Genomic DNA, 21,815 nt, shown 5'->3' with positions numbered 1-21,815 from the left:
CTATTTTTCTGACAAAATTTCTTGCTCCATCATATTTACAATACTGAATATTTCGTCTTTTTTAGTTTTTAATGCAGCCTTATTTACAATCATTCGAGCAGATATAGAACACATTTCCTCAAATACAATAAGTCCATTTTCTTGTAATGTTTTTCCTGTTTCAACAATATCAACAATCGCATCTGCCAATCCCAGAATAGGAGCGATTTCTACAGAACCTTCTATTTTTATAATTTCTACATCCTCTCCTTTATCATGAAAATAGTTAGAAGTAATATGTGGATATTTCGTCGCAATACGTTTCTTCCGGTAACTCTTTGGGTTATAAGTAGGAATAGAAGCAACACAAAACTTACACACGCCTACTCCTAAATCCAACATTTCATAAATATCTTTCTCGTTTTCCATTAAAATATCTTTTCCAACGACCCCAATATCAGCTACTCCATGTTCTACATAAGTAGCAACATCTACTGCTTTCACTAAAATAAATGAGATATCTGTATTTTTACTTTGAAAGACAAGCTTTCGTCCTTTATTTTTGAGCTCTGAACAATCAATTCCAATCTGCTCAAAGAGTGGAATCACATGTTTTTCTAATCTTCCTTTCGTTAACGCAATTTGAATGTTACGCATGAAGTTTCTCCTTCTTTCTGGACTACCCATTTCTCTTTCCATACATATTCCACTAACGATTCGTTCTTTGCCTCAACGACCGTTACTATTTGATTTTTTCTTGCAAATTGAAAGGTGTCGTTTACATTAGAGAATAAAGATAGCTCTACTTTTTTCCCGTCCTTTTGAAGTAAATTTCGTAATCTTTCCGCTTCTGCTAATCTATTTAACTCATAATGAATGATAATATCTATTCTCTTTCTTTCATATGGTTTTTGCTGCTCTTGCAGCGCCTTCACAATTTGATTGACTTGCACCGCGAGTCCAACGGCCGGCTGCATTTCCCCAAAATTCCCAATTAACTCATTATATCTTCCGCCACTAACAATTTCTTCTCCAATTTCATATATATACCCTTTGAAAATAACACCTGTATAATAATCCAAATGTTGAATCATACCTAAATCAATTGATATGTAAGATCCATAGCCTAGTTTTTCAATTGCTTCATATATATCTTTCACTCTTGCAATAGCCATTTTCATTTCATTACTTGAGGCGAGTTTTTCTGCTTCCTCAATCACTTCTAAATTCCCAAATAGCCTTGGTAATTTCTCAAGTAATCTTACGGTTTCATCACATCGATCTAATTTCTTTTCTCTAATAAAATTTGATAGAGCAGCATAATTTTTACTTTCTATATACGTTCTAAGTACTTTCTCTTCTTCTTCATGAATGGAGAGCTTTTTTACAATACATTTATATAACTGCACTTGCCCAATCTCTATGGTAAAAGATTTCACCTTCACCTTTTGAAGTGATTGAATGACGCTTATAACACATTCAATTTCAGCTCTTACATTATCAATCCCGATAATTTCAATACCACTTTGCACAATTTCATTATATTTTCCGGTAAGGGACTCATTCGCTCGAAATACATTCCCACTATACGTCAGTTTAAGCGGCGTATCCCACCTCTGCGTTCCCATTACTCTCGCTAAAGGAATTGTCATATCTGGACGCAAGACGATAATCCGTCCCTTTTCATCAAAAAATTTATACATCTTTTCTTCATCTATCGGCCTGCTTTGAAAGGCAAAAACATCATAAAATTCAATTGTAGGTGTCCTTATTTCCTCATAACCTCTCTCTAAAAAAGTACGTCTTAATTTTTGCTCCACTTCTTCAATTAACGTACATTCTTCGAATAAATAGTCTCTCGTTCCATTTGGGTTTGCCCGTTTCCATTTTGCCATCTAAATGCTCACACCTTTCCCTTTCTAATGTATGCCTATTTCATTCACCTAAACCGAAAATAAAAAGAGCCTTGTAGACAAAATACCTACAAGGCTCTTTAGTAGAGTGTAGGTACAACGGGAATAACCCTTGTGCCTACACGTTTTCACGCTAGGTTCAAGGGCTTTATGTATGATGATGTAGTTGTGTAAGCATTTCAATAGATTGCACGATATTCATAATACTTACTCCCTTTCTCCTCTGATTTTTACATAGTATATAATACTTAATTCTGAATGTAAATACATTTTGAACATTCCGTTATTTCTTAATATAAAGCTACTTCCCTTTCATACTCTACAATTTCCTGTTCATATTGCATCGTAATACTAATTTCGTCTAGACCGTTCAATAATTTCTCTTTCCACATTTTCTCGATTGTAAAATGAAACCTGTACGTACTCGTTGTAATTACTTCATTCTCTAAATCTACTTCTATTTGTTCTCTCGCATCCGTTTTGGCAAGTTTTTCTCGCATTTCTTTATCCATTACAATTGGCAACATACCATTTTTCATACAATTCATATAAAAAATATCTGCAAACCCTCCGGCGATAATAACGCGGAAACCATAATCAGCAAGTGCCCAAGGTGCATGTTCTCTAGAAGAACCACACCCAAAATTATTACCTGTAATTAATATACTTGCTCCTTTTCTGTCTTGTGCATTAAGTGGGAAATTAGGGTTTTCATGTCGTTCATTATCATATCGCCACTCGTCAAATAAATATTTTCCAAATCCCGTCCTTTCAATTCTCTTTAAGTATTGCTTCGGAATAATTTGATCTGTATCAATGTTATCATTCATAAGTACTGCAGCAGTACCTTTATGAATACGAAATGGCTCCATCATAACTCTCCTTTCGAGTATCAACAAAATGACCATATAACGCAGCTGCTGCCGCCATTGCTGGGCTAACTAAATGTGTTCGTGCGCCCTTTCCTTGTCTTCCTTCAAAATTACGATTTGAAGTTGAAGCACAATGTTCTCCTTCAGGTACTTGATCTGGATTCATTCCAAGACACATGGAACATCCAGGTTCTCTCCATTCAAATCCAGCTTCTTCAAATATGTGATGTAGTCCTTTTTGCATCGCAGCTTCTCTTACTCTTTTCGATCCAGGTACAACGAGTGCTCGCACACCTTCTTTTACCTTTCTCCCTTTCACAACAGATGCAGCAATTTCTAAATCAGATAATCGAGAATTTGTACAAGATCCAATAAAGACATGCTGAACTGGAATTTCATAAGTGCTTTGCCCAGGGCTTAATCCCATATATAAAAACGCTCTTTCATCGTTTCCATCCTGTGTTTCTGGCAACTTTTCATCAATACGAACACCCATACTTGGATTTGTTCCCCACGTAACGTACGGTGCTAAATCTGTCACATCTATCGAAATATGCAAATCATAAATTGCGTCTAAATCTGTATAAAGTTCAGACCATTTTTTCGTGAAAGATTCATAGTCTTTCGGTGCATATTTACGTCCATTTACATACGCAAATGTTTTTTCATCTGGTGCGATAATACCAGCCTTTGCTCCTCCTTCAATTGCCATATTACAAAGTGTCATTCTCTCTTCCATCTCCATTGCCCCAATCGTCTCTCCGTAAAATTCCATTACGTATCCAGTTCCAACTGCTACACCGTACTTTGAAAGGAGATGCAAAATAATATCTTTTGCGTAAACGCCTTTCTGTAATTTTCCGTTTAACTCAATGCCCATCGCTTTCGGTTTTCGTTGCCATAGCGTTTGCGTTGCCAATACATGTTCCACTTCACTCGTACCAATACCAAATGCTAGCGCGCCAAACGCACCGTGCGTCGCTGTATGACTATCACCACAAACAATTGTTTTTCCAGGCTGCGTGAGCCCAAGTTCTGGTCCGATAACATGAACGATTCCCTGGTCTTCATCCCCGATATCCGCTAATGGCACCTGAAATTGTTTGCAATTTTCCCTAAGGGTATCCAATTGCTGCTTCGCAATACGATCGGTAATATTCCAAACATCTTTCGTTGGAATATTATGATCCATCGTTGCGAATGTTAAATCTGGTCTGCGGACCGTTCGATTTGTAAGCCGCAAGCCTTCAAAGGCTTGCGGTGACGTTACTTCGTGAACAAGATGTAGATCGATATATAATAAATCCAATCCATTTTCGTTTGTCGTAACTACGTGTCTTTCCCAAAGTTTATCTAGCAATCTTTTCCCCATTATCTCCCTCTCCCTACTAACGCTTGCTCTTCCATTTCTTGCATAACTGCCTTCGTAAATGAAGTTGTCGTTTCAGTCCCCCCGATATCTGCTGTACATTTTCCTAATTTAAGAACTGCAGAGATTGCGGATTCAATTGCACACCCTTCTCTCGTTAATCCGAATGATTGCCCAAGCATCATTGCAACAGAGCGCATCATTGCAATTGGATTTGCCTTATTTTTCCCGGCAATATCCGGTGCTGATCCGTGAATAGGCTCGTATAATGAAGGGCCTTTTTCCGCGTGACTAGCTGATGGCAGCATTCCTAATGATCCAGCTAATACGGAAGCCTCGTCACTCAAAATATCACCAAATAAATTTTCCGTTACAATTACATCAAACCGTCCAGGATTCCGAATTAATTCCATAGCTGCGGCGTCCACTAAAATATGTTCTAATTCAACACCTGGATATCGAAGTGCTACCTCTTCTGTTACAGTTCTCCATAGTTTACTAGACTCTAAAACATTCGCTTTATCAATAGATGTTACTTTTTTCTTCCGCTTACTCGCTAATTGAAAAGCATAAGAAACGATACGTTCAATTTCATGACGATGATACGTAAGTGTATCTGTTGCTACTTCGTCCGTTCGTTCTTTCGGATAAGAAAAATAAATCCCACCTGTTAATTCACGAACGACAACGAAATCAATTTCATCAGCCTTTTTTAATGGCGATAAATGTGCCGTTGCACTTTCTACCGTTACAGGACGAACATTCGCAAATACTCCAAGTCCTTTTCTTAAAGCTAATAATCCTTTCTCTGGTCTTTCTTTCGCACCATCCCACCTTGGTCCACCAACTGCTCCTAGTAGAACCGCATCACTTGCTAAACAGGCGGCAAGTGTTCGTTGTGGTAATGGTTGCCCATTTAAATCAATAGCCACACCACCAAAGTACTCATCTTGCAAATGAAAATGATGCCCATATAGCCTCTCTACCATATGCAATACTTCCTTTGCACTCTCCATAACTTCTGGACCAACACCATCACCAGCTAAACAAACGATACGTTTTTCCAATTTCAACACTCCTTTTAACTGAATTTTCGGAACTTTAATTTGATAGGTGAGGAAAGCTTCTCTCACCTATCAAACACTTATTTCACAAGCGCTATAAGAGATTTTAATTTCCCTGCTGCATGGACATACGCTCTTGCCGACGCTTCCAATACGTCTTGGGCAACACCAAAACCCGATACTTGATGCGTTCCTTCTTTTAATTCAACATGAACATGAGCAAGTGCATCTTGACCTTGTGTAATAGATTGTATGCGATAATCTGCCAATTCACATTCTAATCCTAAAATTCTTTGGATTGCATTGTAAATCGCCTCAATACTACCAGAGCCAGTGGCTGCATCTTCGTATACATTTCCTTCCTCATCTTTTAGTACAACTGTCGCGCATTGTGTACTATTTGATACGAAATGTACTTGTAATTGCGTAATGTTATATTGTTGTGCTGCAAATGCTGCTTCACCAAGCATAAGCGCACGTAGATCTTCTTCAGTAATTTCCTTTTTACGATCAGCCAATTTTTTAAATGCTTCAAATACCGCATCCCGCTCTTCGTTTGTAAATTCATAGCCAAGCTCTTTCATTTTTTCTGTGAACGCGTGACGTCCAGAATGTTTTCCAAGTACGAATAGATTTTGAGATTCACCTATTAGCGCTGGTTCAATAATTTCATATGTTGTCACTTCTTTTAAAACACCATCTTGATGAATGCCTGATTCGTGAGCAAATGCATTCGCTCCTACAATCGCTTTATTTTTCGGTACTACCATACCTGTTAAACGACTTACTAACGTACTTGTCGATTTAATCTCTTTTAGTGTCATAGAAGACTCCGCTTTATAGAAATCTCTTCGAATATGAAGCGCAACTGCAACCTCTTCTAACGCCGCATTCCCTGCCCTTTCTCCAATTCCATTAATCGTTCCTTCTACTTGCAGTGCTCCGCCTTCAACCGCAGCTAAGGAATTTGCTACTGCCATACCGAGATCATCATGGCAGTGACAAGAGAAAATTGCTTTTTCATACGAAGGAACAGATTCTTGTAAGTATTTAAATAGAGAATAGTATTCTTCTGGGTTCGTATAACCTACTGTGTCTGGAATATTGATTACATTCGCTCCTGCACGAATTGCAACTTCTACTGCTTCCGCTAAAAAATCTCTTGCTGTTCTTGTCGCATCTTCTGCAGAAAATTGTACTGTCGGGAATAAAGATTTTCCGAGTGTAACCGAGCGATGAATACTATCTAATACATCTTCTTTTGACATACAAAGTTTATATTTCATATGAATATCACTCGTAGCTAAAAATACATGTAAACGAGGAGATACAGCACCTTTCACAGCTTCATATGCTCTTCGAATATCACTTTCTTTCGCTCTAGCTAAGCTCATAACTGTCGCATTTTGAATTGTATTTGCGATCCGCTTTACCGATTGAAAATCCCCGTCGGAAGCTGCTGCAAAGCCAGCTTCCATGACATTAATACCTAGTCTCTCTAATTGCCTTGCAATTTGCAATTTCTCTTGTTCATTTAAATTCACTCCTGGTGATTGTTCGCCATCACGTAGCGTCGTATCCATGAACAAAATCTGCTTCATATTATTTAATCCCTACCTTTACACGTGGTTGTACGAATGGCATCATTTCACGTAATTTACGTCCAACTACTTCAATTTCATGTTCATTCTCTTTCTCATTTGTAGCCTGGAAATTCGGTCTTCCTGCTTTATGCTCCGCAATCCAGCCTCTCGCAAATGTACCATCTTGAATTTCCGCTAGTACTTCACCCATCGCTTTCTTCGTATCTTCAGTAACAACACGTGGTCCTGATACGAAGTCTCCCCACTGCGCTGTATCCGAAACTGAATATCTCATATTTTCAAGTCCACCTTCATACATAAGGTCAACAATTAGTTTTAGTTCATGTAAACATTCAAAATATGCAAGTTCAGGTTGATAACCAGCATCAACTAACGTTTCAAACCCTGCTTTTACAAGCGCAGTCACTCCGCCGCAAAGCACAGCTTGCTCTCCAAATAAATCTGTTTCTGTTTCTTCTTTAAATGTCGTTTCTAATACACCTGCTCTCGTCGCTCCAATTCCGTCAGCATAAGAAAGCGCCTTTTCAGTCGCAACTCCTGTTGCATCTTGATATACTGCAAACAGTGCTGGAACCGCACCGCCCTCACTAAACGTACGGCGTACTAAATGTCCTGGACCTTTTGGTGCTACTAGAAATACATCTACATTCGCTGGTGGTTTCACTTGATCAAAGTGAACATTAAATCCGTGTGCAAAAACGAGAGAATTTCCTGCCTTTAGATTTGGCGCAATTTCCGCTTCATATACTTCTGGTTGCAGTTCATCCGGTAACAAAATCATTACTACATCAGCTTTTTCCGCTGCTTCTGCTACTGTATATACAGAAAATCCATCTTCTTTCGCTTTATCCCAAGACTTTCCTTTTCTTAAACCTACTACTACATCAAATCCGTTATCACGTAAATTTTGCGCATGTGCATGACCTTGTGAGCCATATCCGATAATCGCTACTTTCTTTTCTTTTAATACATTTACCGTTACATCTTTTTCATAATATACTTTTGCCATTTTCATTTCCCCCTATATTTAAATGATTATTGAATTAACATAATTTGCTTATCTTGTTTCTTCATACTACGCGTAAATGCTGTTACACCTGTTCTAGCAATTTCTTTCAAACCATATGGACGAAGTAATTCAATTAATGCTTCTACTTTTTCCTGTGTACCTGTTACTTGCACAACTATGGAATCCTTCCCAACATCTATTACAGCGGCTCGAAACGGTTCAATTAAACTATATAATTCTGCTCTTGCTACTGACGTTGCGACTTTAATAAGTGCAAGTTCTCTTGCAATCATCGCTTCTTCTGTAATATCTGATACTTTCAGAACATCAATTTGCTTATGAAGTTGTTTAATTAACTGCTCAACTTGCTGTTCATTTTCAACGTGTACAACAATCGTCATCCGCGATACGTCCGATGATTCCGTATGACCTACTGAAATACTTTCAATATTAAAATGTCTTCGTGTCATAACACCTGTAATTCGGTTTAACACACCACTTTGATTTCGAACTGTCGCTGTAACAATTCTCTTCACCTTTTTTCCACTCCCTCCATTTGGTGAACACCTTTCCCTGGCGCAACCATCGGCATTACCTTTTCTGATTGAAGTACACGGCAATCAATTACGACCGGTTCTTGTAATTCAATCGCATGCTGTATTTGCTTCTTTGCAAGAAGTGGATTATCTATACGCACTCCTTTTATGCCATACGCATTCGCAAGAGCGACGAAATCTGGTTGACACGCCAGTAAAGAATGCGAATATCTTTGATTATAAAATTCATCTTGCCATTGTCTTACCATTCCTAAAGCTTCATTATTTAAAATAAATACTTTAACAGGCAATGAGTGTTCTTTTAACACACTTAATTCTTGCAGGGTCATTTGAAATCCAGCGTCACCGACAATTGCAATAACTAATTCTTCAGGCTTTGCAATTTGTGCACCAATTGCTGCTGGAAATCCAAACCCCATCGTTCCTAATCCTCCTGAAGTTACCCATTTATCTGGAGTTTTGAGCGGATAGTATTGAGCTGCCCACATTTGATGTTGCCCAACGTCTGTTGTTACAATCGCTTCTCCTTTCGTAATTTCATATAACAAATCAATTGCGTATTGAGGCTTAATACTTTCAGAATTTCGTTTATAAGAAAGTGGATACTTTTCTTTTCTACTCTTTAATAAAGAAAGCCACTTATAATGATTTTCTTTCTTTCCTTCTGGTTGAAGTAATACTTCCAACGCACGCTTAGCGCTTGCAACGATAGGAATTTCAGTCGGCACATTTTTTCCGATTTCTGCTGGATCAATATCAATATGTGCAACAGTGGCCTCTTTAGCAAAATAAGCTAAATTTCCAGTAAGACGATCATCGAATCTTGCACCTATATTAATAAGTAAGTCGCATTCATATAACGCCATATTGGCTGTGTAAGAACCATGCATTCCTCCCATCCCTAGAAAAAGGTCATCATCTGGCGGAAACCCACCAAGACCAAGTAAGGTATGCACAACAGGGATTTCATATTTACGAGCAAAACTTGTTAACTCTTTTGATGCTTTCGCATGCAATACACCTGCTCCAGCTAAAATTAACGGCTTGTTTGCAGTCTCAATTGCTTGTAATAATTTGTTTATTTGGAGTAGATTTGGTTCATAATTAGGGTTGTATCCTGGTAAATCCATTTGTACGTCATTACATCGTTCTCCTTGCTCTACTACCATATCTTTCGGAAGGTCAATAACGACTGGGCCTGGTCTTCCTGTTCTAGTAATATGAAATGCTTCTTTAATAATTCGAGGTAAATCTGAAGCCTTTCGCACTTGATAGTTATGCTTTGTCACCGGCATCGTAAGCCCCATAATGTCCGCTTCTTGGAAAGCATCACTTCCAATTAACGTTGTTGCTACTTGCCCTGTAAATACAACAAGTGGTAATGAATCAATCATCGCATCTGCTAGACCAGTAATAACATTTGTAGCACCTGGTCCACTTGTTGCAATGACAACCCCTGGATTACCAGTAATTCTGGCATACCCTTCAGCGGCGTGAATAGCTCCTTGCTCATGCCTTGTTAAAATATGCGGAATTTCACAGTCATATAGTGCATCATAAAGAGGTAAAACAGCACCACCAGGATAACCGAAAATTACTTCTACTCCTTCCTTTTCTAGCGCTTCTAACAATAGCTGTGCACCAGTTGCCAGTTTCTCTTCCGTTTTTGAAGACATTGTTCTTATAAGCCCCCTTTTAAAAACTTTTATCAATAAAAAAAATCCTACGTCCACACTCCAGCTATGTGCTGAAGGGACGAAAGATTTCGCGGTACCACCCTTCTTCGCAAGAATACTCTTGCCTCAGTGACCCATAAATGAGTCTAGCTAATAACGGAGCTACCGTCTAAGCCTAGACAAACGCTTCAGCTTAGCACTCAAGGGCGATGTTCGTCGACGTGAACCATCGGTTTTCAGCAACCACCGACTCTCTGTAAGGCTTCACAATCAACTACTCCTCCCTCTCAACGCTTTCTTATGTTATAAAAAGTTGTTATCCAACTTTATTTTCTTCGTAGATCTTCTCTCCATCTTCTATAACTAACTTTCGGAATTCTTCTAATAAACGATTCGTATGTGGACCTGTTTGCCCTAAACCAATCGTTCTACCGTCTACTGTCGTAACAGCAATTACTTCAGCAGCCGTTCCTGTTAAAAATACTTCATCGGCTACATATACATCATGTCTTGTAAATAACTCTTCTCTAACGTCATATCCAAGTTTTTCACCGATTTCTAGAATAGCGTTTCGTGTAATACCTTCTAACGCTCCAGCAGAACTTGGCGGTGTAATTAATTTATTTCCTTTTACAATAAACACGTTATCTCCTGATCCTTCAGCTACGTATCCTTGATCATTTAACATAAGCGCTTCTTGTACGCCAGCTAATTTCGCTTCAATACGAACTAAAATATTGTTTAAGTAATTTAAAGATTTTACTTGAGGCGACAAAACATCTGGACGATTTCGGCGCGTTGCAACTGTTACAACCGGAATCCCTTTTTCATAATATTCTTGCGGGAATAAAGATAGTTGCTCTGCAATTACTACTACATTCGGTTTCTTACAAGAATCAGGATCTAATCCAAGATTTCCTGCTCCTCTCGATACAACTAGGCGAATGTATCCATTAGATAATTTATTTTGTCGAATCGTCTCAACAACAATATTCGTTACTTCATCTAAAGAGTATGGAATTTCTAACATAATGGATTTTGCTGATTCATATAACCGGACAAGATGCTCTCTCAAACGGAAAACATTACCGCTATAAACTCTAATTCCTTCAAATACTCCATCGCCATATAAATAACCATGATCATATACTGAAACTTTTGCCTCGTCTTTTGGAACAAATTCTCCATTTAAGAAAATCCATTGCTCGTTCACTGGAAAGCGCCTCCTATGTTCTATGAATTTTTTATTGTTTCCTAGTTTACTCTCCTTTCTAAATAAATCAAGTGAATTTTTAGAAAATTTATAATTTTTAATCGTACGTACATCTTTGATTATATTGATTTAACAGCATTGTTAACGTTTACAAAAAGTCAGAAAATTTTTTTCGCCAATTTTCACTAAAAAAAATATTTGTTTAAAAGAAGGATTTTCATCAATTGATACGAATCTATTGTATTCAATAAACGGACGTCCGTTTTTATAAATTCGGGAATATATAACGACTTTTGCTGAAAAAGGGGGAAAATAATAAAAATAACGCTGTCTAAAAATAACATTCATATTTTTCATTTCGTAATCATAATCCTATTTTTAAAAAACAATTTGTCAAAATGAAGGAGGAAAACAATATGGCGTGTGTACAAATTAAAGGAACGAGACAAGAAGTAGTAGAAATGCTTCAACTATTTAATCTAATGGATACGAAAGGTTTTTGTAAATTCGATAATTATGTAGAGGTAGAACCAAATAATAAAGAACATAATAATTTTATTGCTTCAATTGACATTCACTCAAATACTTCTTCCAGCCAAGATACTTTAAACGATCAATTCGTAAGTCAAATGCTTACTGGTGTATATAACGACTAAACAAAGATTTACTTCCTACCGTCTTTTCATAAATATATGCAGTGGATTTGAGCATACTAGCAACTAGATGGTAGGAGGTGAGAATTATGGCTAGAATTGGCGTTGAAAACTCATTAACAGATGTTCAACAAGCTCTTCAGCAACAGGGACATGAAGTTGTTACCCTGGGTTCCGAACATGATGCACAAGGGTGCGATTGTTGTATTGTAACTGGGCAAGATTCTAATATGATGGGTATTGCAGATGCATCAATTAAGGGATCGGTAATTACAGCTCATGGTTTAACAACAGATGAAATTTGTCAGCAAGTTGAGAGCCGCACTTAAATTTAATATACAAAAAGAAAGAGGACTCCTTTTCAAAAGGAGTCCTCTTTTTTATATTCACCTAACGGGAAAGTAACATATACTGGATGAAAGCCCTACCTCTCTCTCATCATTACGGTTCCACTGACCGCTCCTTGATTCACTAGTATATCTATAAAGCCTACAATTATAATTTATAGGGTTTGTTCACAAAAGTTGTTGGTAAGACTACCCGATCTTTCGCAAACTTTTCGTATTATATCTATAAGATTTATTTACTTTACACTAGCTGTAACCGAGACACGAATTAAAATTTTAACACCAATATAATGACTTGTCAACATTTTTTACAAATTTAAAACAGACAGTAACGGTTTGTCTGTTTTAGAATGGAGCTTTTTCTTTTATTACATATACAACAAAGCCGCTTACTAACATACATAAGCCAACTACTAAGTTTTTGATATTAATCATAAATTCCTCTCCCTTATTCCACACATCATATATATTTACAGTTCAATTATTCCGATCATCATAAAGCGCACTTTTTCTAATATATCATAATTCCTAAAAAATGCAAGTTCACTTGTGACGACTATTTACAAATTTATCTACAGTGCTTGGTACAGTATTTAAAGCCTTCTCAATTAAATGTGTACTACTATTGAGGTGTAATACTTGCACACCGTTAGAACCAACTACTAAAAAAGCAACTGGGCTAATGGAAACCCCAGCCCCGCTTCCGCCTCCAAACGGATGACTTTGCTTGTTCTCTTTATGCTGTCCTTGTCCGTTATTATGTTTTTCGGAAATAAAATCACCTTTAAAGTCACTTCCACCGGCACCAAAACCAAAAGCCACTTGAGATACTGTTAATACTACATTTCCATCAGCTGTTGAAACTGGACTTCCAACAATCGTATTTACATCTACCATCTCTTTTAAATTTGTCATTGCTGTTTTCATTAAATTTTCAATTGGATGTTCCATTATGTATTGCACCCTTTCCTCATTATTCCTTTTTATACTTTCCAAAATAGAGAAAGTCATACTAACTTTTCCTATTTCAAAAAAACAATTCCACTCTTCTAAATGGAATTACGCCTTGTACTCGCTCGGATAAAATGAAACTTTAATCAGCAATCACCCACTGATTATTAGCCTTCAGCAATCAGGCGTTTGCGGGCCACAAATAGCGGGATAAAAAAGAACAAGAGATGCATACTACTATTGAACCTTGTTATGAAAGGAGTCATGACTTTGACTGAGAAATTTGATGAGTATAAAAAAAGAGATAGAATAGATAGTGATTATAGTGACTACAAAGAAGAATATGCAGCTGAGGTTGCACCACAGCGCATTGATTATGATTACGATGAGAAAGATAATAAAGATGATGTAAGATCGTCCGCCGCTGGATCAACGGCTGGCTTTATCGCTCTTGCCTTATCTATCTTATCACTATTTACCTTCCCAACATTATTTGGTCTTGTTTCTGTATTACTAGGGATCTACGCTTATAATCGCGGAGCTACTGTAACTGGTGGTATCGCTGCGATTGTCGGCGGAATTGCAGCACTCATTGCAATTTTATTCCGAGTAGCGCTTATCGGTTTATTGTTCTCCCTTTTTTAAAAAGAAAAAGGTATCTCGCTTATGCGGGATACCTTATCCTGTAAATACATCTTCCGATGGATATTTAATTTTTTGTTTTGCTGGTGACGCTAAAGAAAAGACAAGTGTTAACGGTCCGATTAATCCACAAAACATAACAAACATAATAATACATTTTCCAAACGCTGATAACTTTGCAGTAATCCCCATCGTTAACCCTACTGTGCCGAACGCTGAAATTGTTTCAAATAGTAACTGAATAAAGCTGAAGTTTTCTGTAAGCATTAATACAAATACCGCTGCAAAAATGAGTATTTGACTGGCAACAGCAATGGCTAACGCTCTCGTTACTGTCGACATTTTAATTGTGCGCTGAAATAAAACGATTTCCTCTTTTTTTCTAAAGAAAGAAAGGACAGATGTAACTAAAATAACAAACGTTGTTAATTTAATCCCTCCACCCGTTGATACACTTCCTGCACCAATAAACATTAAAACCATCGTAAATAATATAGATGATTCTTCCATTCCCCCGTAGTCAACTGTATTAAATCCAGCAGTACGAGGAGTAATACCTTGGAAGAAAGAAGCCCATAACTTTTCATTTAAAGGTAAATTCCCTAACGTCTTCACATTATTATATTCCAATACAAAAATCACAATCATCGCTATAACATTTAGCGCTACTGTTCCGACAATCATGATTTTGGAATGAAGTGATAATTTTCGAAATCTACGACTATACCATATATCAATCAATACTGTAAAACCGAGACCACCTATTACGATTAATGAGCAAATCCCAATATTAATAATAGGATCTCCTACATACCTTGTTAAATTATCCGGCCATAGAGCAAATCCAGCATTATTATAAGATGCAATAACGTGAAAAATGCTATAATATACACCTTTTCCAAAACCAAACTCTGGAATAAAGCGAAACGATAAAAAAATGACTCCAATAAGCTCAATACAAATAGAAAATATAAAGACACGTTTTACTAATTTTACAAGACCACCTATATTTGTCTGATTAAATGCCTCTCCGATTAATAATCGATGGCGTAATCCGATTTTTTTACCTAATACCCAAACAATTAAAATGGCAATTGTCATAAGACCTAAACCACCCGTTTGAATTAAAAACATAATAACAATCTCGCCAAACATCGTAAACGTACTTGCAGTATCTACTACTCCCAATCCCGTTACAGTTGCTGCTGATGTTGCCGTAAAGAAAGCATCTACCCAGCTAATATGTACTTTCGTTGCAAATGGTAACTTTAATAACAAACCACCAACCACAATTAAACAGAAAAATCCTAATGCTAATATTTGTGGTGGATTTAATCGTATAAAACGATTATACAGACCTTGTCTTTTTGTTACTTCCATGTCACTAACTCCCTTTTCCCCTTATAAATAAAAGCTTATAAGAAACCTTAAACAGCGGGATAAACCTTATATTCTTATAATATAGTTGAGCATAATCCTTTTTTTCATAGTTTTCAACTTTTATTTATACTCGAACTCCACTGCATTTTATGACAAGACACTTTATATTATATTTCTTCTTACTCTACAACTCTCGCAATAATTATTTTATATGTATCATTTCTCAAATTCTCATATCTTTCACTCTATGTTCACATAGGGGTCACATCTACCTTTTATAGTATATGTATCGGAGCTGTTCCTCCCTAATTTATAAGACATTCCCCAGTGTCTTTGAATAGCTTCCATCCCTAATTAAATTGACATAAATTGTCCCCTTCCTTGACCATCTCATATGCGATGGTCTTATTTTTTTGTTTACTCTATCCTTTATGTAAAACTCCCTCTCTCTTTCACCCTATGTTCACATCAAGGTCACATCCACCTTTTATAGTATATGTATCGAAGTTGTTCCTCCCTAATTTATAAGACATTCCCCAGTGTCTTGAACAACTTCCATCCCTAATTAAATTGACATAAATTGTCCCCTTCCTTGACCATCTCATATGCGATGGTCTTATTTTTTTGTCTTTCTATCTTTTATTAAAAACTCCCTCTCTCTTTCACTCTATGTTCACACCCCGGTCACACTCATCTTTTATAGTATATGTATCGAAGCTATTCCTCCCTAATTTACAAGACATTCCCCAGTGTCTTTGAGTAGCTTCCATCCCTAATTAAATTGACATAAATTGTCCCCTTCCCTAGGCCATCCAATGTGATGGCCTATTTTGTTTTTCAAATATAAAATTTAACCCTTTCTACATTAAAATAGGTATTTTTATACAAAATATTCAGAAAATATTGTCAAAATAGGTATTTTTTCGGTACAATTAATGTAGAAAGCTACTTTACAAAAAATAAGGGGGGATTTTATTGAAACAAACAAAAGCAATCTTAATTGCATTATTTCTCGGTTTAGTTGTCGGACTCACTCTAAATTTAGCTGCACCATCCATTTTTGAACCATTAAATCAATATGTGTTCAATCCACTTGGTCAATTGTTTATTCGACTCATTAAAATGCTAGTTGTTCCTGTTGTATTCATTTCTATCGTGCTTGGAGCTGCTGGGCTTGGAGACCCGAAACAACTTGGAAGAATCGGCTTAAAATCCATTTCATTCTTTCTTGTAACTACAGCCGTTGCTATTTCTATTGCAGTTACATTTGCACTTATTATACAACCAGGATCTGGCGGTAACTTTAAAACCGAAGGGCTTAAATATGAAGGTGCAAAAACCGAAACATCTTTCGTCGATACATTGCTAAATATCGTACCAGATAATCCAGCACAAGCGATGGCTGATGGAAACATGTTACAAATTATTGCCTTTGCCGTATTAATCGGACTCGGTATAGCTATTTTAGGAAAACGAGTCCAAGGTATCCATTCATTACTTGAACAGGGCAACGAATTAATGATGTATCTTGTTAATCTCGTTATGAAATTAGCTCCAATCGGAACATTTGGATTGCTCGCTTCATCCGTTGGTAAAATGGGTCTTGCAGGCGTCGCTGCGATGTTCAAGTATATGATTGTCGTTATGCTAGTACTTATTATTCACGGCGTCTTCGTATATGGCGGATTATTAAAGGTATTAGCAAAAGAAAGTATTGTCCGTTTCTTTAAACAATTCGGACCGGTAATGGCAATTGGATTTAGTACATCTAGCTCTAATGCATCTCTTCCATTTGCAATGAAAACAGCACAAGAAAAACTGGGTGTTCCAAAAGCGATAAGTTCTTTTGTACAACCACTAGGTGCCACGATTAATATGGATGGTACCGCCATTATGCAAGGTGTAGCAACTGTGTTTATCGCTCAAGTATATGGCGTTGAACTTACTATGTCCCAATTAGCTGTCGTCGTATTAACTGCTGTACTAGCTAGTATCGGTACTGCTGGTGTACCAGGCGTTGGACTTGTAATGCTTACGATGGTTTTAAATCAAGTAAATCTACCCGTAGAAGGTATTGCCTTAATTATCGGTATTGACCGCATTCTAGATATGTCAAGAACAGCTGTAAATATTTCTGGTGATGCAATTTGTGCAATGATTGTCGCAAAATCAGAAGAAAAATATAATACGAATCAATCTGCAGTATCTTAAATCAAAAAAGGAGTGAAATGATTCACTCCTTTTTTGATTTACTTCCTTTTTTCGAACGATATTCTTTTCCTTTGTTATCATTACCAGTCTCAAATTCAGTACTAAACTCTTGCTGAAATTGCCCTGATTTCGGTGAGCCTTGATTTCCGCTCCCTTTACTACCATTACGATTCGTCATAATTTCTCCTCCTTCCTTTACTAGTAGTATGATACATATTTTCATTTTTATAATCTATTACGTACGAAAGAAGACCTTCCTCATATAAGGAAGGTCTTCTTCTTCAATGCGTAAGCGTTTTCTTACTTGTAATGACTTAAATAAGTTTTTTAGAAATAGATATCATTACATTCATTTCTTCTTCTGAAAGTGCGAAGAATCTTTCTTGTAAATATTTCTTTTTCTCACCTTCCATTTTCGCAACTAAATCTTTCCCTTGTTCTGTAATCTCCAAATATACAACTCGGCGATCTGACGTAGAACGTGAACGAGTTACAAAACCTTTATTAATTAATTTTTCTGTAACAGCTGTAATATGACTATTCGACACATTTAACTCATTGGCTACACGTGATACCATTTCTTTATTCGTACGATTCAATATTCTAAGGACGATGAACTCATTCCACGGTATGTAACCACCAAATATTTTTCCAATATCATTACGCAACGTGCGGAACATAGCAAAAACATTTGTCGATAGTTCTTCCATTAATTGCTCTCGATTTTGAGACAACTTTGACAGCCCCTTTATTTCATTTAGTTAAATAAAAACCTTATTAATAATTTTACATGAAATCTTACTTTTTGTCACCTTATTTTTCCATAATTCGTAGTTTTTTAATAGATATTTCATGATACAATAAAATTGAATTTCCAGAAAAAGGAGTTGGAGTAGTGAGTGAAGAAGACAAATTTTCTAACCTTAATCTAAAAGATAAGACTTTGATTATTGGTTTTGTTATTCTGTTTCTCATTATAGTTTTTTCATTTATATTTTTTGTATATGTAGGAATCTTTCATATTACAGGTGTAGAGTATAGATCGCGCACTGCTTTACTTCTATTTTTTTTATTAATTACTTTCTTAGACGGTATTACATTTTTTATCTTTAGTTTCTTGAAAGCACTGCTATATCCAATGACACAAAACATGCCAAATTGGCTTTCTATTACTCTTTTCGCAATTATGGAAATTACGCTAGATTGGTTCGTCATTCATACTGCCGACGATTGGATAGAGAGCGTACAACTGTCCAACATTGCTGAATTATGTGTCGTACTATTCCTTTTCCTATTCAATCAATTATTAAGTGATAAGAAAGAGTAAGAATACAAGCTTTTCTATATAAAAATTGGTACAATGAAAACAAATCATACTAAAGAGGTGTTACTTATGAACTTACAACAATGGGCTGATAAAGGTATGTCCTTTGATACATATGTGGATGAAATGAAAGTAAATCAATACGAACTACTGCACATTTACAATAACTTTTTAATTCCAAATGAATTACTTCCTGTATTAGAAGAACGCCAAAATGATGGCTGGCGTGTTATCGTATTAACAGCTGATTGGTGTGGTGATGCTCTTTTATGCGTACCTGTTATGAAACGAATTTCTGAAGTTGCAAATATTGATATGTCATTATTAATTCGCGATGAAAACTTGGAATTAATGGATCAATATTTAACAAATGGAACAGCACGCGCGATTCCAATCTTTATTTTCATTGATAAAGATGGAAATGAACAAGCCGTTTGGGGACCACGTGCTCCAAAAGTACAAGAGTTAGTAACTTCAATGCGCGCTACATTGCCTGAAAAAGAAGATCCAACATTCGAAGAGAAACAAAAAGAAATGTACGCTAATTTCCGTGCTACATTAGCTGATGATACTTCTCTATGGGAACATGTAATGGAAAACATGATGGAAAAAGTAGTAAAATAAAAAAACTGCCGAACTCGGCAGTTTTTTTATTACATAATGAAGAAATAGAATACCGCAGCTAAAATGAAACGATAGTAAGCGAACGGTGTTAGTTTTACACGAGATAATAATTTTAAGAATGAAACAATTGCAAGCATTGCAACAACGAATGCTGTAATAAATCCTGTTGCAAATAACGGTATATCAGCTGCACTTAATATATCCCAGCTTTTAATTAAATCTAATCCACTTGCAGCTACCATCATTGGTACTGCTAAAATGAATGTATATTCAGCTGCCGCTGTATGTGACACGCGAGCTAATAAACCACCACTTATTGTAGAACCAGAACGAGAAAATCCTGGCCAAAGTGCTAAACATTGGAACATTCCGATTGTAAATGCTTGCTTATATGTGATTTCATCTAATGTTCTTGCTGTACTTGGTTTCGAAAACTTCTCAGCAACAATCATTAAAATACCACCAGCCACTAAGCTAATGACAACTGGGCCTGGCCCAAATAAAACTTCTTTAATCGCACTATGGAACAATACGCCAAGTATGCCGGCAGGAATCATCCCGATAATAATATGTAATAAATTTAACGATGGTCCGTCTGTTACTTTCCCTATACCTACTAAAGACCATAGACGCTTCCAAAATATAACAACAACTGCTAAAATCGATCCCAATTGAATAACAACTTCGAAAACTTTCGCTCTCTCGTCGTCAAATCCAAGTAAATGACCTGTTAAAATCATATGTCCTGTTGATGAAACTGGTAAAAACTCTGTTAACCCTTCAACAGCACCCATGATTATTCCAATTAACCAATCAGCCACGAGTAGTGCCTCCTTAATAACGAATATGTAATTTTTCACACCTTATCATAATACCTTATCCCCTTTTAAAGTGCATCCTTTTTTTATTGATTGTACATGTTGTATGCGCGTATTTCTTTTCTATTTTTTAATTAAATTGTATGATAGTAAGAGTTTGTTTTTTTAGCGGAAAGGGGATTTTATGAAAGAAACTAATTCATTCTCACAAAAATTAAAGCAATTTGTATTACTATTTTTCCCGATTTTCGTAACGCAAATGTCATTATTTGCAATGAGTTTTTTCGATACGACAATGTCAGGGCACGCAAGTCCTATTGATTTAGCGGGTGTTGCTATCGGAACAAGTATATGGCTTCCCGTTAGTACCGGATTAACAGGAATTTTAATGGCTACTACTCCAATTGTTGCGCAGCTCGTTGGATCAAAGAAAAAAGAGGATGTTCCCCAAGTTGTCATACAAGCAGTATATTTAGCAATTTGTGCTAGTTTCGTGGTCATCCTTATCGGTTTCTTCGCTGTTTCACCTATTTTAAACGGCATGCGCCTGGAAGAACCTGTGGAACGTATTGCGGCACAATTTTTAAGTATTATCGCGATTGGAATTATCCCTTTATTTACTTACACTGTTTTACGTGGATTTATTGATGCATTAGGAAAAACTCGCACAACGATGATCATTACATTACTATCATTACCAATTAACGTAATATTAAATTACTTATTAATTTTTGGGAACTTTGGTTTTCCAAAACTTGGTGGTGTCGGTGCAGCAATTGCTTCTGCAGCAACCTATTGGTGCATTTTAATTATTACCGTCATTATTATTCGTACGAAAGCGCCGTTCGCATCTTTCAATATCTTTAAACAGTTATATCGTCCTTCTCTTTCGAGTTGGAAAGCATTCTTAAAACTTGGTGTCCCTATCGGATTTGCTATCTTTTTTGAAACAAGTATTTTCGCTGCAGTGACACTTATGATGAGTAATTTTAGTACAACAACAATCGCAGCTCATCAGGCCGCTATGAACTTCGCTTCCTTGCTATATATGACGCCTTTAAGCTTAGCGATGGCAATGACCATCGCTGTTGGATTCGAAGTTGGGGCAAAACGATATAATAACGCAAAACAATATGGATTTATCGGGATTGGCTTAGCACTTGCATTCGCCCTATTGTATTCAATTCTTCTTTACTTCTTTGATGATGAAATTGCTTCGATTTATACGACAGATATACAAGTTCATCATTTAGCAAAAGAATTTCTTATATTTGCGATTTTATTTCAAATTTCAGATGCAATTGCAACTCCTGTACAAGGGGCACTACGTGGTTATAAAGATGTAAATGTTTCCTTAATTATGACATTAATCGCTTATTGGGTAATCGGTCTACCTCTCGGTTACATATTAGCAACTTATACTGACTGGGCAGCAAAAGGATATTGGATCGGTCTTATTATCGGTCTAGCATTTGGCGCTATCTTCCTTCTTATCCGTCTATTTCAAGTTCAAAGAAAATATACAACAGAAAACCGCCACTTACGATAGAGGGGCGGTTTTCTTTATGCATATTTTTTCTTGTAACGTATAACATAATGAAAAAGAAAG

At 36.5% G+C, this 21,815-nt stretch carries 24 protein-coding genes and 1 other annotated feature; of the genes, 7 read left to right on the top strand and 17 right to left on the bottom strand.

Annotated features, from left to right (window positions below; genetic code table 11):
• The 11 genes from hisG to ACXY7N_RS05830 all read right to left on the bottom strand — a co-directional run bounded on the left by hisG (nucleotide 1) and on the right by ACXY7N_RS05830 (nucleotide 11,613).
• The gene (gene hisG, locus ACXY7N_RS05880) at nucleotides 1–636 is read right to left on the bottom strand and encodes an ATP phosphoribosyltransferase (RefSeq protein ID WP_016088724.1); all 636 of its coding nucleotides are present in this window, start codon (nucleotides 634–636) and stop codon (nucleotides 1–3) included.
• On the bottom strand, nucleotides 612–1,874 hold the full coding sequence (gene hisZ, locus ACXY7N_RS05875) for an ATP phosphoribosyltransferase regulatory subunit (RefSeq protein WP_488592321.1): 1,263 nt from the start codon (nucleotides 1,872–1,874) through the stop codon (nucleotides 612–614). The genes hisG and hisZ overlap by 25 nt, the downstream gene beginning before the upstream one ends.
• A 308-nt stretch (nucleotides 1,875–2,182) precedes the next feature.
• Nucleotides 2,183–2,764, bottom strand: a complete 582-nt coding sequence (leuD, locus tag ACXY7N_RS05870; RefSeq protein WP_488592320.1) for a 3-isopropylmalate dehydratase small subunit — start codon at nucleotides 2,762–2,764, stop codon at nucleotides 2,183–2,185.
• Nucleotides 2,742–4,136 (bottom strand): 3-isopropylmalate dehydratase large subunit, encoded by a 1,395-nt coding sequence (gene leuC / locus ACXY7N_RS05865; protein ID WP_488592319.1) that lies wholly within the window; start codon nucleotides 4,134–4,136, stop codon nucleotides 2,742–2,744. The genes leuD and leuC overlap by 23 nt, the downstream gene beginning before the upstream one ends.
• Nucleotides 4,136–5,200: a 3-isopropylmalate dehydrogenase gene (gene leuB, locus ACXY7N_RS05860; RefSeq protein ID WP_488592318.1), complete on the bottom strand. Its 1,065-nt coding sequence runs from the start codon at nucleotides 5,198–5,200 to the stop codon at nucleotides 4,136–4,138. Before leuB ends, leuC begins: the two co-directional genes overlap by 1 nt.
• 77 nt (nucleotides 5,201–5,277) lie before the next feature.
• The gene (leuA, locus tag ACXY7N_RS05855) at nucleotides 5,278–6,798 is read right to left on the bottom strand and encodes a 2-isopropylmalate synthase (RefSeq protein ID WP_016088729.1); all 1,521 of its coding nucleotides are present in this window, start codon (nucleotides 6,796–6,798) and stop codon (nucleotides 5,278–5,280) included.
• A gap of 1 nt (nucleotide 6,799) precedes the next feature.
• Nucleotides 6,800–7,810, bottom strand: coding sequence for a ketol-acid reductoisomerase (gene ilvC, locus ACXY7N_RS05850; RefSeq protein ID WP_016133965.1), 1,011 nt, complete (start codon nucleotides 7,808–7,810; stop codon nucleotides 6,800–6,802).
• Nucleotides 7,811–7,836: 26 nt separating this feature from the next.
• Nucleotides 7,837–8,346 carry an acetolactate synthase small subunit gene (ilvN, locus tag ACXY7N_RS05845; protein WP_016088731.1) on the bottom strand — a complete coding sequence of 170 codons (510 nt, stop codon included), beginning with the start codon at nucleotides 8,344–8,346 and terminating at the stop codon, nucleotides 7,837–7,839.
• Entirely contained in the window at nucleotides 8,343–10,043 is a 1,701-nt protein-coding gene (gene ilvB / locus ACXY7N_RS05840; protein WP_488592317.1) for an acetolactate synthase large subunit, read from the bottom strand. Before ilvB ends, ilvN begins: the two co-directional genes overlap by 4 nt.
• A 72-nt stretch (nucleotides 10,044–10,115) precedes the next feature.
• Nucleotides 10,116–10,343 (bottom strand) — a binding site (T-box leader).
• A 16-nt stretch (nucleotides 10,344–10,359) separates the two neighbouring features.
• Nucleotides 10,360–11,256: a branched-chain-amino-acid transaminase gene (ilvE, locus tag ACXY7N_RS05835; RefSeq protein ID WP_001005497.1), complete on the bottom strand. Its 897-nt coding sequence runs from the start codon at nucleotides 11,254–11,256 to the stop codon at nucleotides 10,360–10,362.
• A 141-nt stretch (nucleotides 11,257–11,397) separates the two neighbouring features.
• Nucleotides 11,398–11,613 carry a hypothetical protein gene (locus ACXY7N_RS05830; protein WP_016136600.1) on the bottom strand — a complete coding sequence of 72 codons (216 nt, stop codon included), beginning with the start codon at nucleotides 11,611–11,613 and terminating at the stop codon, nucleotides 11,398–11,400.
• A gap of 59 nt (nucleotides 11,614–11,672) precedes the next feature.
• On the opposite strand from ACXY7N_RS05830, the gene ACXY7N_RS05825 reads away from it, so the two are divergent.
• Entirely contained in the window at nucleotides 11,673–11,912 is a 240-nt protein-coding gene (locus tag ACXY7N_RS05825) for a DUF3911 family protein (protein ID WP_488592316.1), read from the top strand.
• Nucleotides 11,913–11,998: 86 nt separating this feature from the next.
• Nucleotides 11,999–12,238 (top strand): YkuS family protein, encoded by a 240-nt coding sequence (locus ACXY7N_RS05820; RefSeq protein ID WP_000101009.1) that lies wholly within the window; start codon nucleotides 11,999–12,001, stop codon nucleotides 12,236–12,238.
• A gap of 363 nt (nucleotides 12,239–12,601) precedes the next feature.
• On the opposite strand, the gene ACXY7N_RS05815 is transcribed toward ACXY7N_RS05820, so the two are convergent.
• Nucleotides 12,602–12,691 (bottom strand): hypothetical protein, encoded by a 90-nt coding sequence (locus ACXY7N_RS05815; protein ID WP_000608225.1) that lies wholly within the window; start codon nucleotides 12,689–12,691, stop codon nucleotides 12,602–12,604.
• Between the two features lie 108 nt (nucleotides 12,692–12,799).
• The gene (ytfJ, locus tag ACXY7N_RS05810; protein WP_016088733.1) at nucleotides 12,800–13,267 is read right to left on the bottom strand and encodes a GerW family sporulation protein; all 468 of its coding nucleotides are present in this window, start codon (nucleotides 13,265–13,267) and stop codon (nucleotides 12,800–12,802) included.
• A gap of 192 nt (nucleotides 13,268–13,459) precedes the next feature.
• Here ytfJ and ACXY7N_RS05805 point away from each other — a divergent pair, with 192 nt between their 5' ends.
• Complete coding sequence (locus tag ACXY7N_RS05805) at nucleotides 13,460–13,852, top strand: imidazole glycerol phosphate synthase (protein WP_074651135.1); 393 nt, start codon at nucleotides 13,460–13,462, stop codon at nucleotides 13,850–13,852.
• 33 nt (nucleotides 13,853–13,885) lie between these two features.
• On the opposite strand, the gene ACXY7N_RS05800 is transcribed toward ACXY7N_RS05805, so the two are convergent.
• Nucleotides 13,886–15,229, bottom strand: coding sequence for a TrkH family potassium uptake protein (locus ACXY7N_RS05800; RefSeq protein WP_016133963.1), 1,344 nt, complete (start codon nucleotides 15,227–15,229; stop codon nucleotides 13,886–13,888).
• A 975-nt stretch (nucleotides 15,230–16,204) separates the two neighbouring features.
• On the opposite strand from ACXY7N_RS05800, the gene ACXY7N_RS05795 reads away from it, so the two are divergent.
• A complete protein-coding gene (locus ACXY7N_RS05795; protein ID WP_016088735.1) occupies nucleotides 16,205–17,440 on the top strand; it encodes a dicarboxylate/amino acid:cation symporter in 1,236 nt (411 codons plus the stop codon).
• Between the two features lie 22 nt (nucleotides 17,441–17,462).
• Here ACXY7N_RS05795 and ACXY7N_RS05790 read toward each other — a convergent pair whose 3' ends face one another.
• Complete coding sequence (locus ACXY7N_RS05790) at nucleotides 17,463–17,618, bottom strand: hypothetical protein (RefSeq protein ID WP_000184933.1); 156 nt, start codon at nucleotides 17,616–17,618, stop codon at nucleotides 17,463–17,465.
• Between the two features lie 136 nt (nucleotides 17,619–17,754).
• Complete coding sequence (locus ACXY7N_RS05785; protein ID WP_116349195.1) at nucleotides 17,755–18,174, bottom strand: MarR family winged helix-turn-helix transcriptional regulator; 420 nt, start codon at nucleotides 18,172–18,174, stop codon at nucleotides 17,755–17,757.
• Between the two features lie 161 nt (nucleotides 18,175–18,335).
• Between ACXY7N_RS05785 and ACXY7N_RS05780 the strand changes: the two genes are divergently transcribed.
• Nucleotides 18,336–18,767, top strand: a complete 432-nt coding sequence (locus tag ACXY7N_RS05780; RefSeq protein ID WP_016088737.1) for a regulatory YrvL family protein — start codon at nucleotides 18,336–18,338, stop codon at nucleotides 18,765–18,767.
• 33 nt (nucleotides 18,768–18,800) lie between these two features.
• Nucleotides 18,801–19,388, top strand: a complete 588-nt coding sequence (locus ACXY7N_RS05775; RefSeq protein WP_098412641.1) for a thioredoxin family protein — start codon at nucleotides 18,801–18,803, stop codon at nucleotides 19,386–19,388.
• A 29-nt stretch (nucleotides 19,389–19,417) separates the two neighbouring features.
• Here ACXY7N_RS05775 and uppP read toward each other — a convergent pair whose 3' ends face one another.
• Entirely contained in the window at nucleotides 19,418–20,209 is a 792-nt protein-coding gene (uppP, locus tag ACXY7N_RS05770; protein ID WP_016088739.1) for a bacitracin resistance undecaprenyl-diphosphatase, read from the bottom strand.
• A 181-nt stretch (nucleotides 20,210–20,390) separates the two neighbouring features.
• On the opposite strand from uppP, the gene ACXY7N_RS05765 reads away from it, so the two are divergent.
• Nucleotides 20,391–21,755: an MATE family efflux transporter gene (locus ACXY7N_RS05765; RefSeq protein ID WP_016088740.1), complete on the top strand. Its 1,365-nt coding sequence runs from the start codon at nucleotides 20,391–20,393 to the stop codon at nucleotides 21,753–21,755.
• Nucleotides 21,756–21,815: the final 60 nt, after the last annotated feature.

The sequence above is a fragment of the Bacillus sp. 5w2 genome (assembly GCF_054353775.1).
This window is presented reverse-complemented; position numbering and strand designations above follow the sequence as displayed.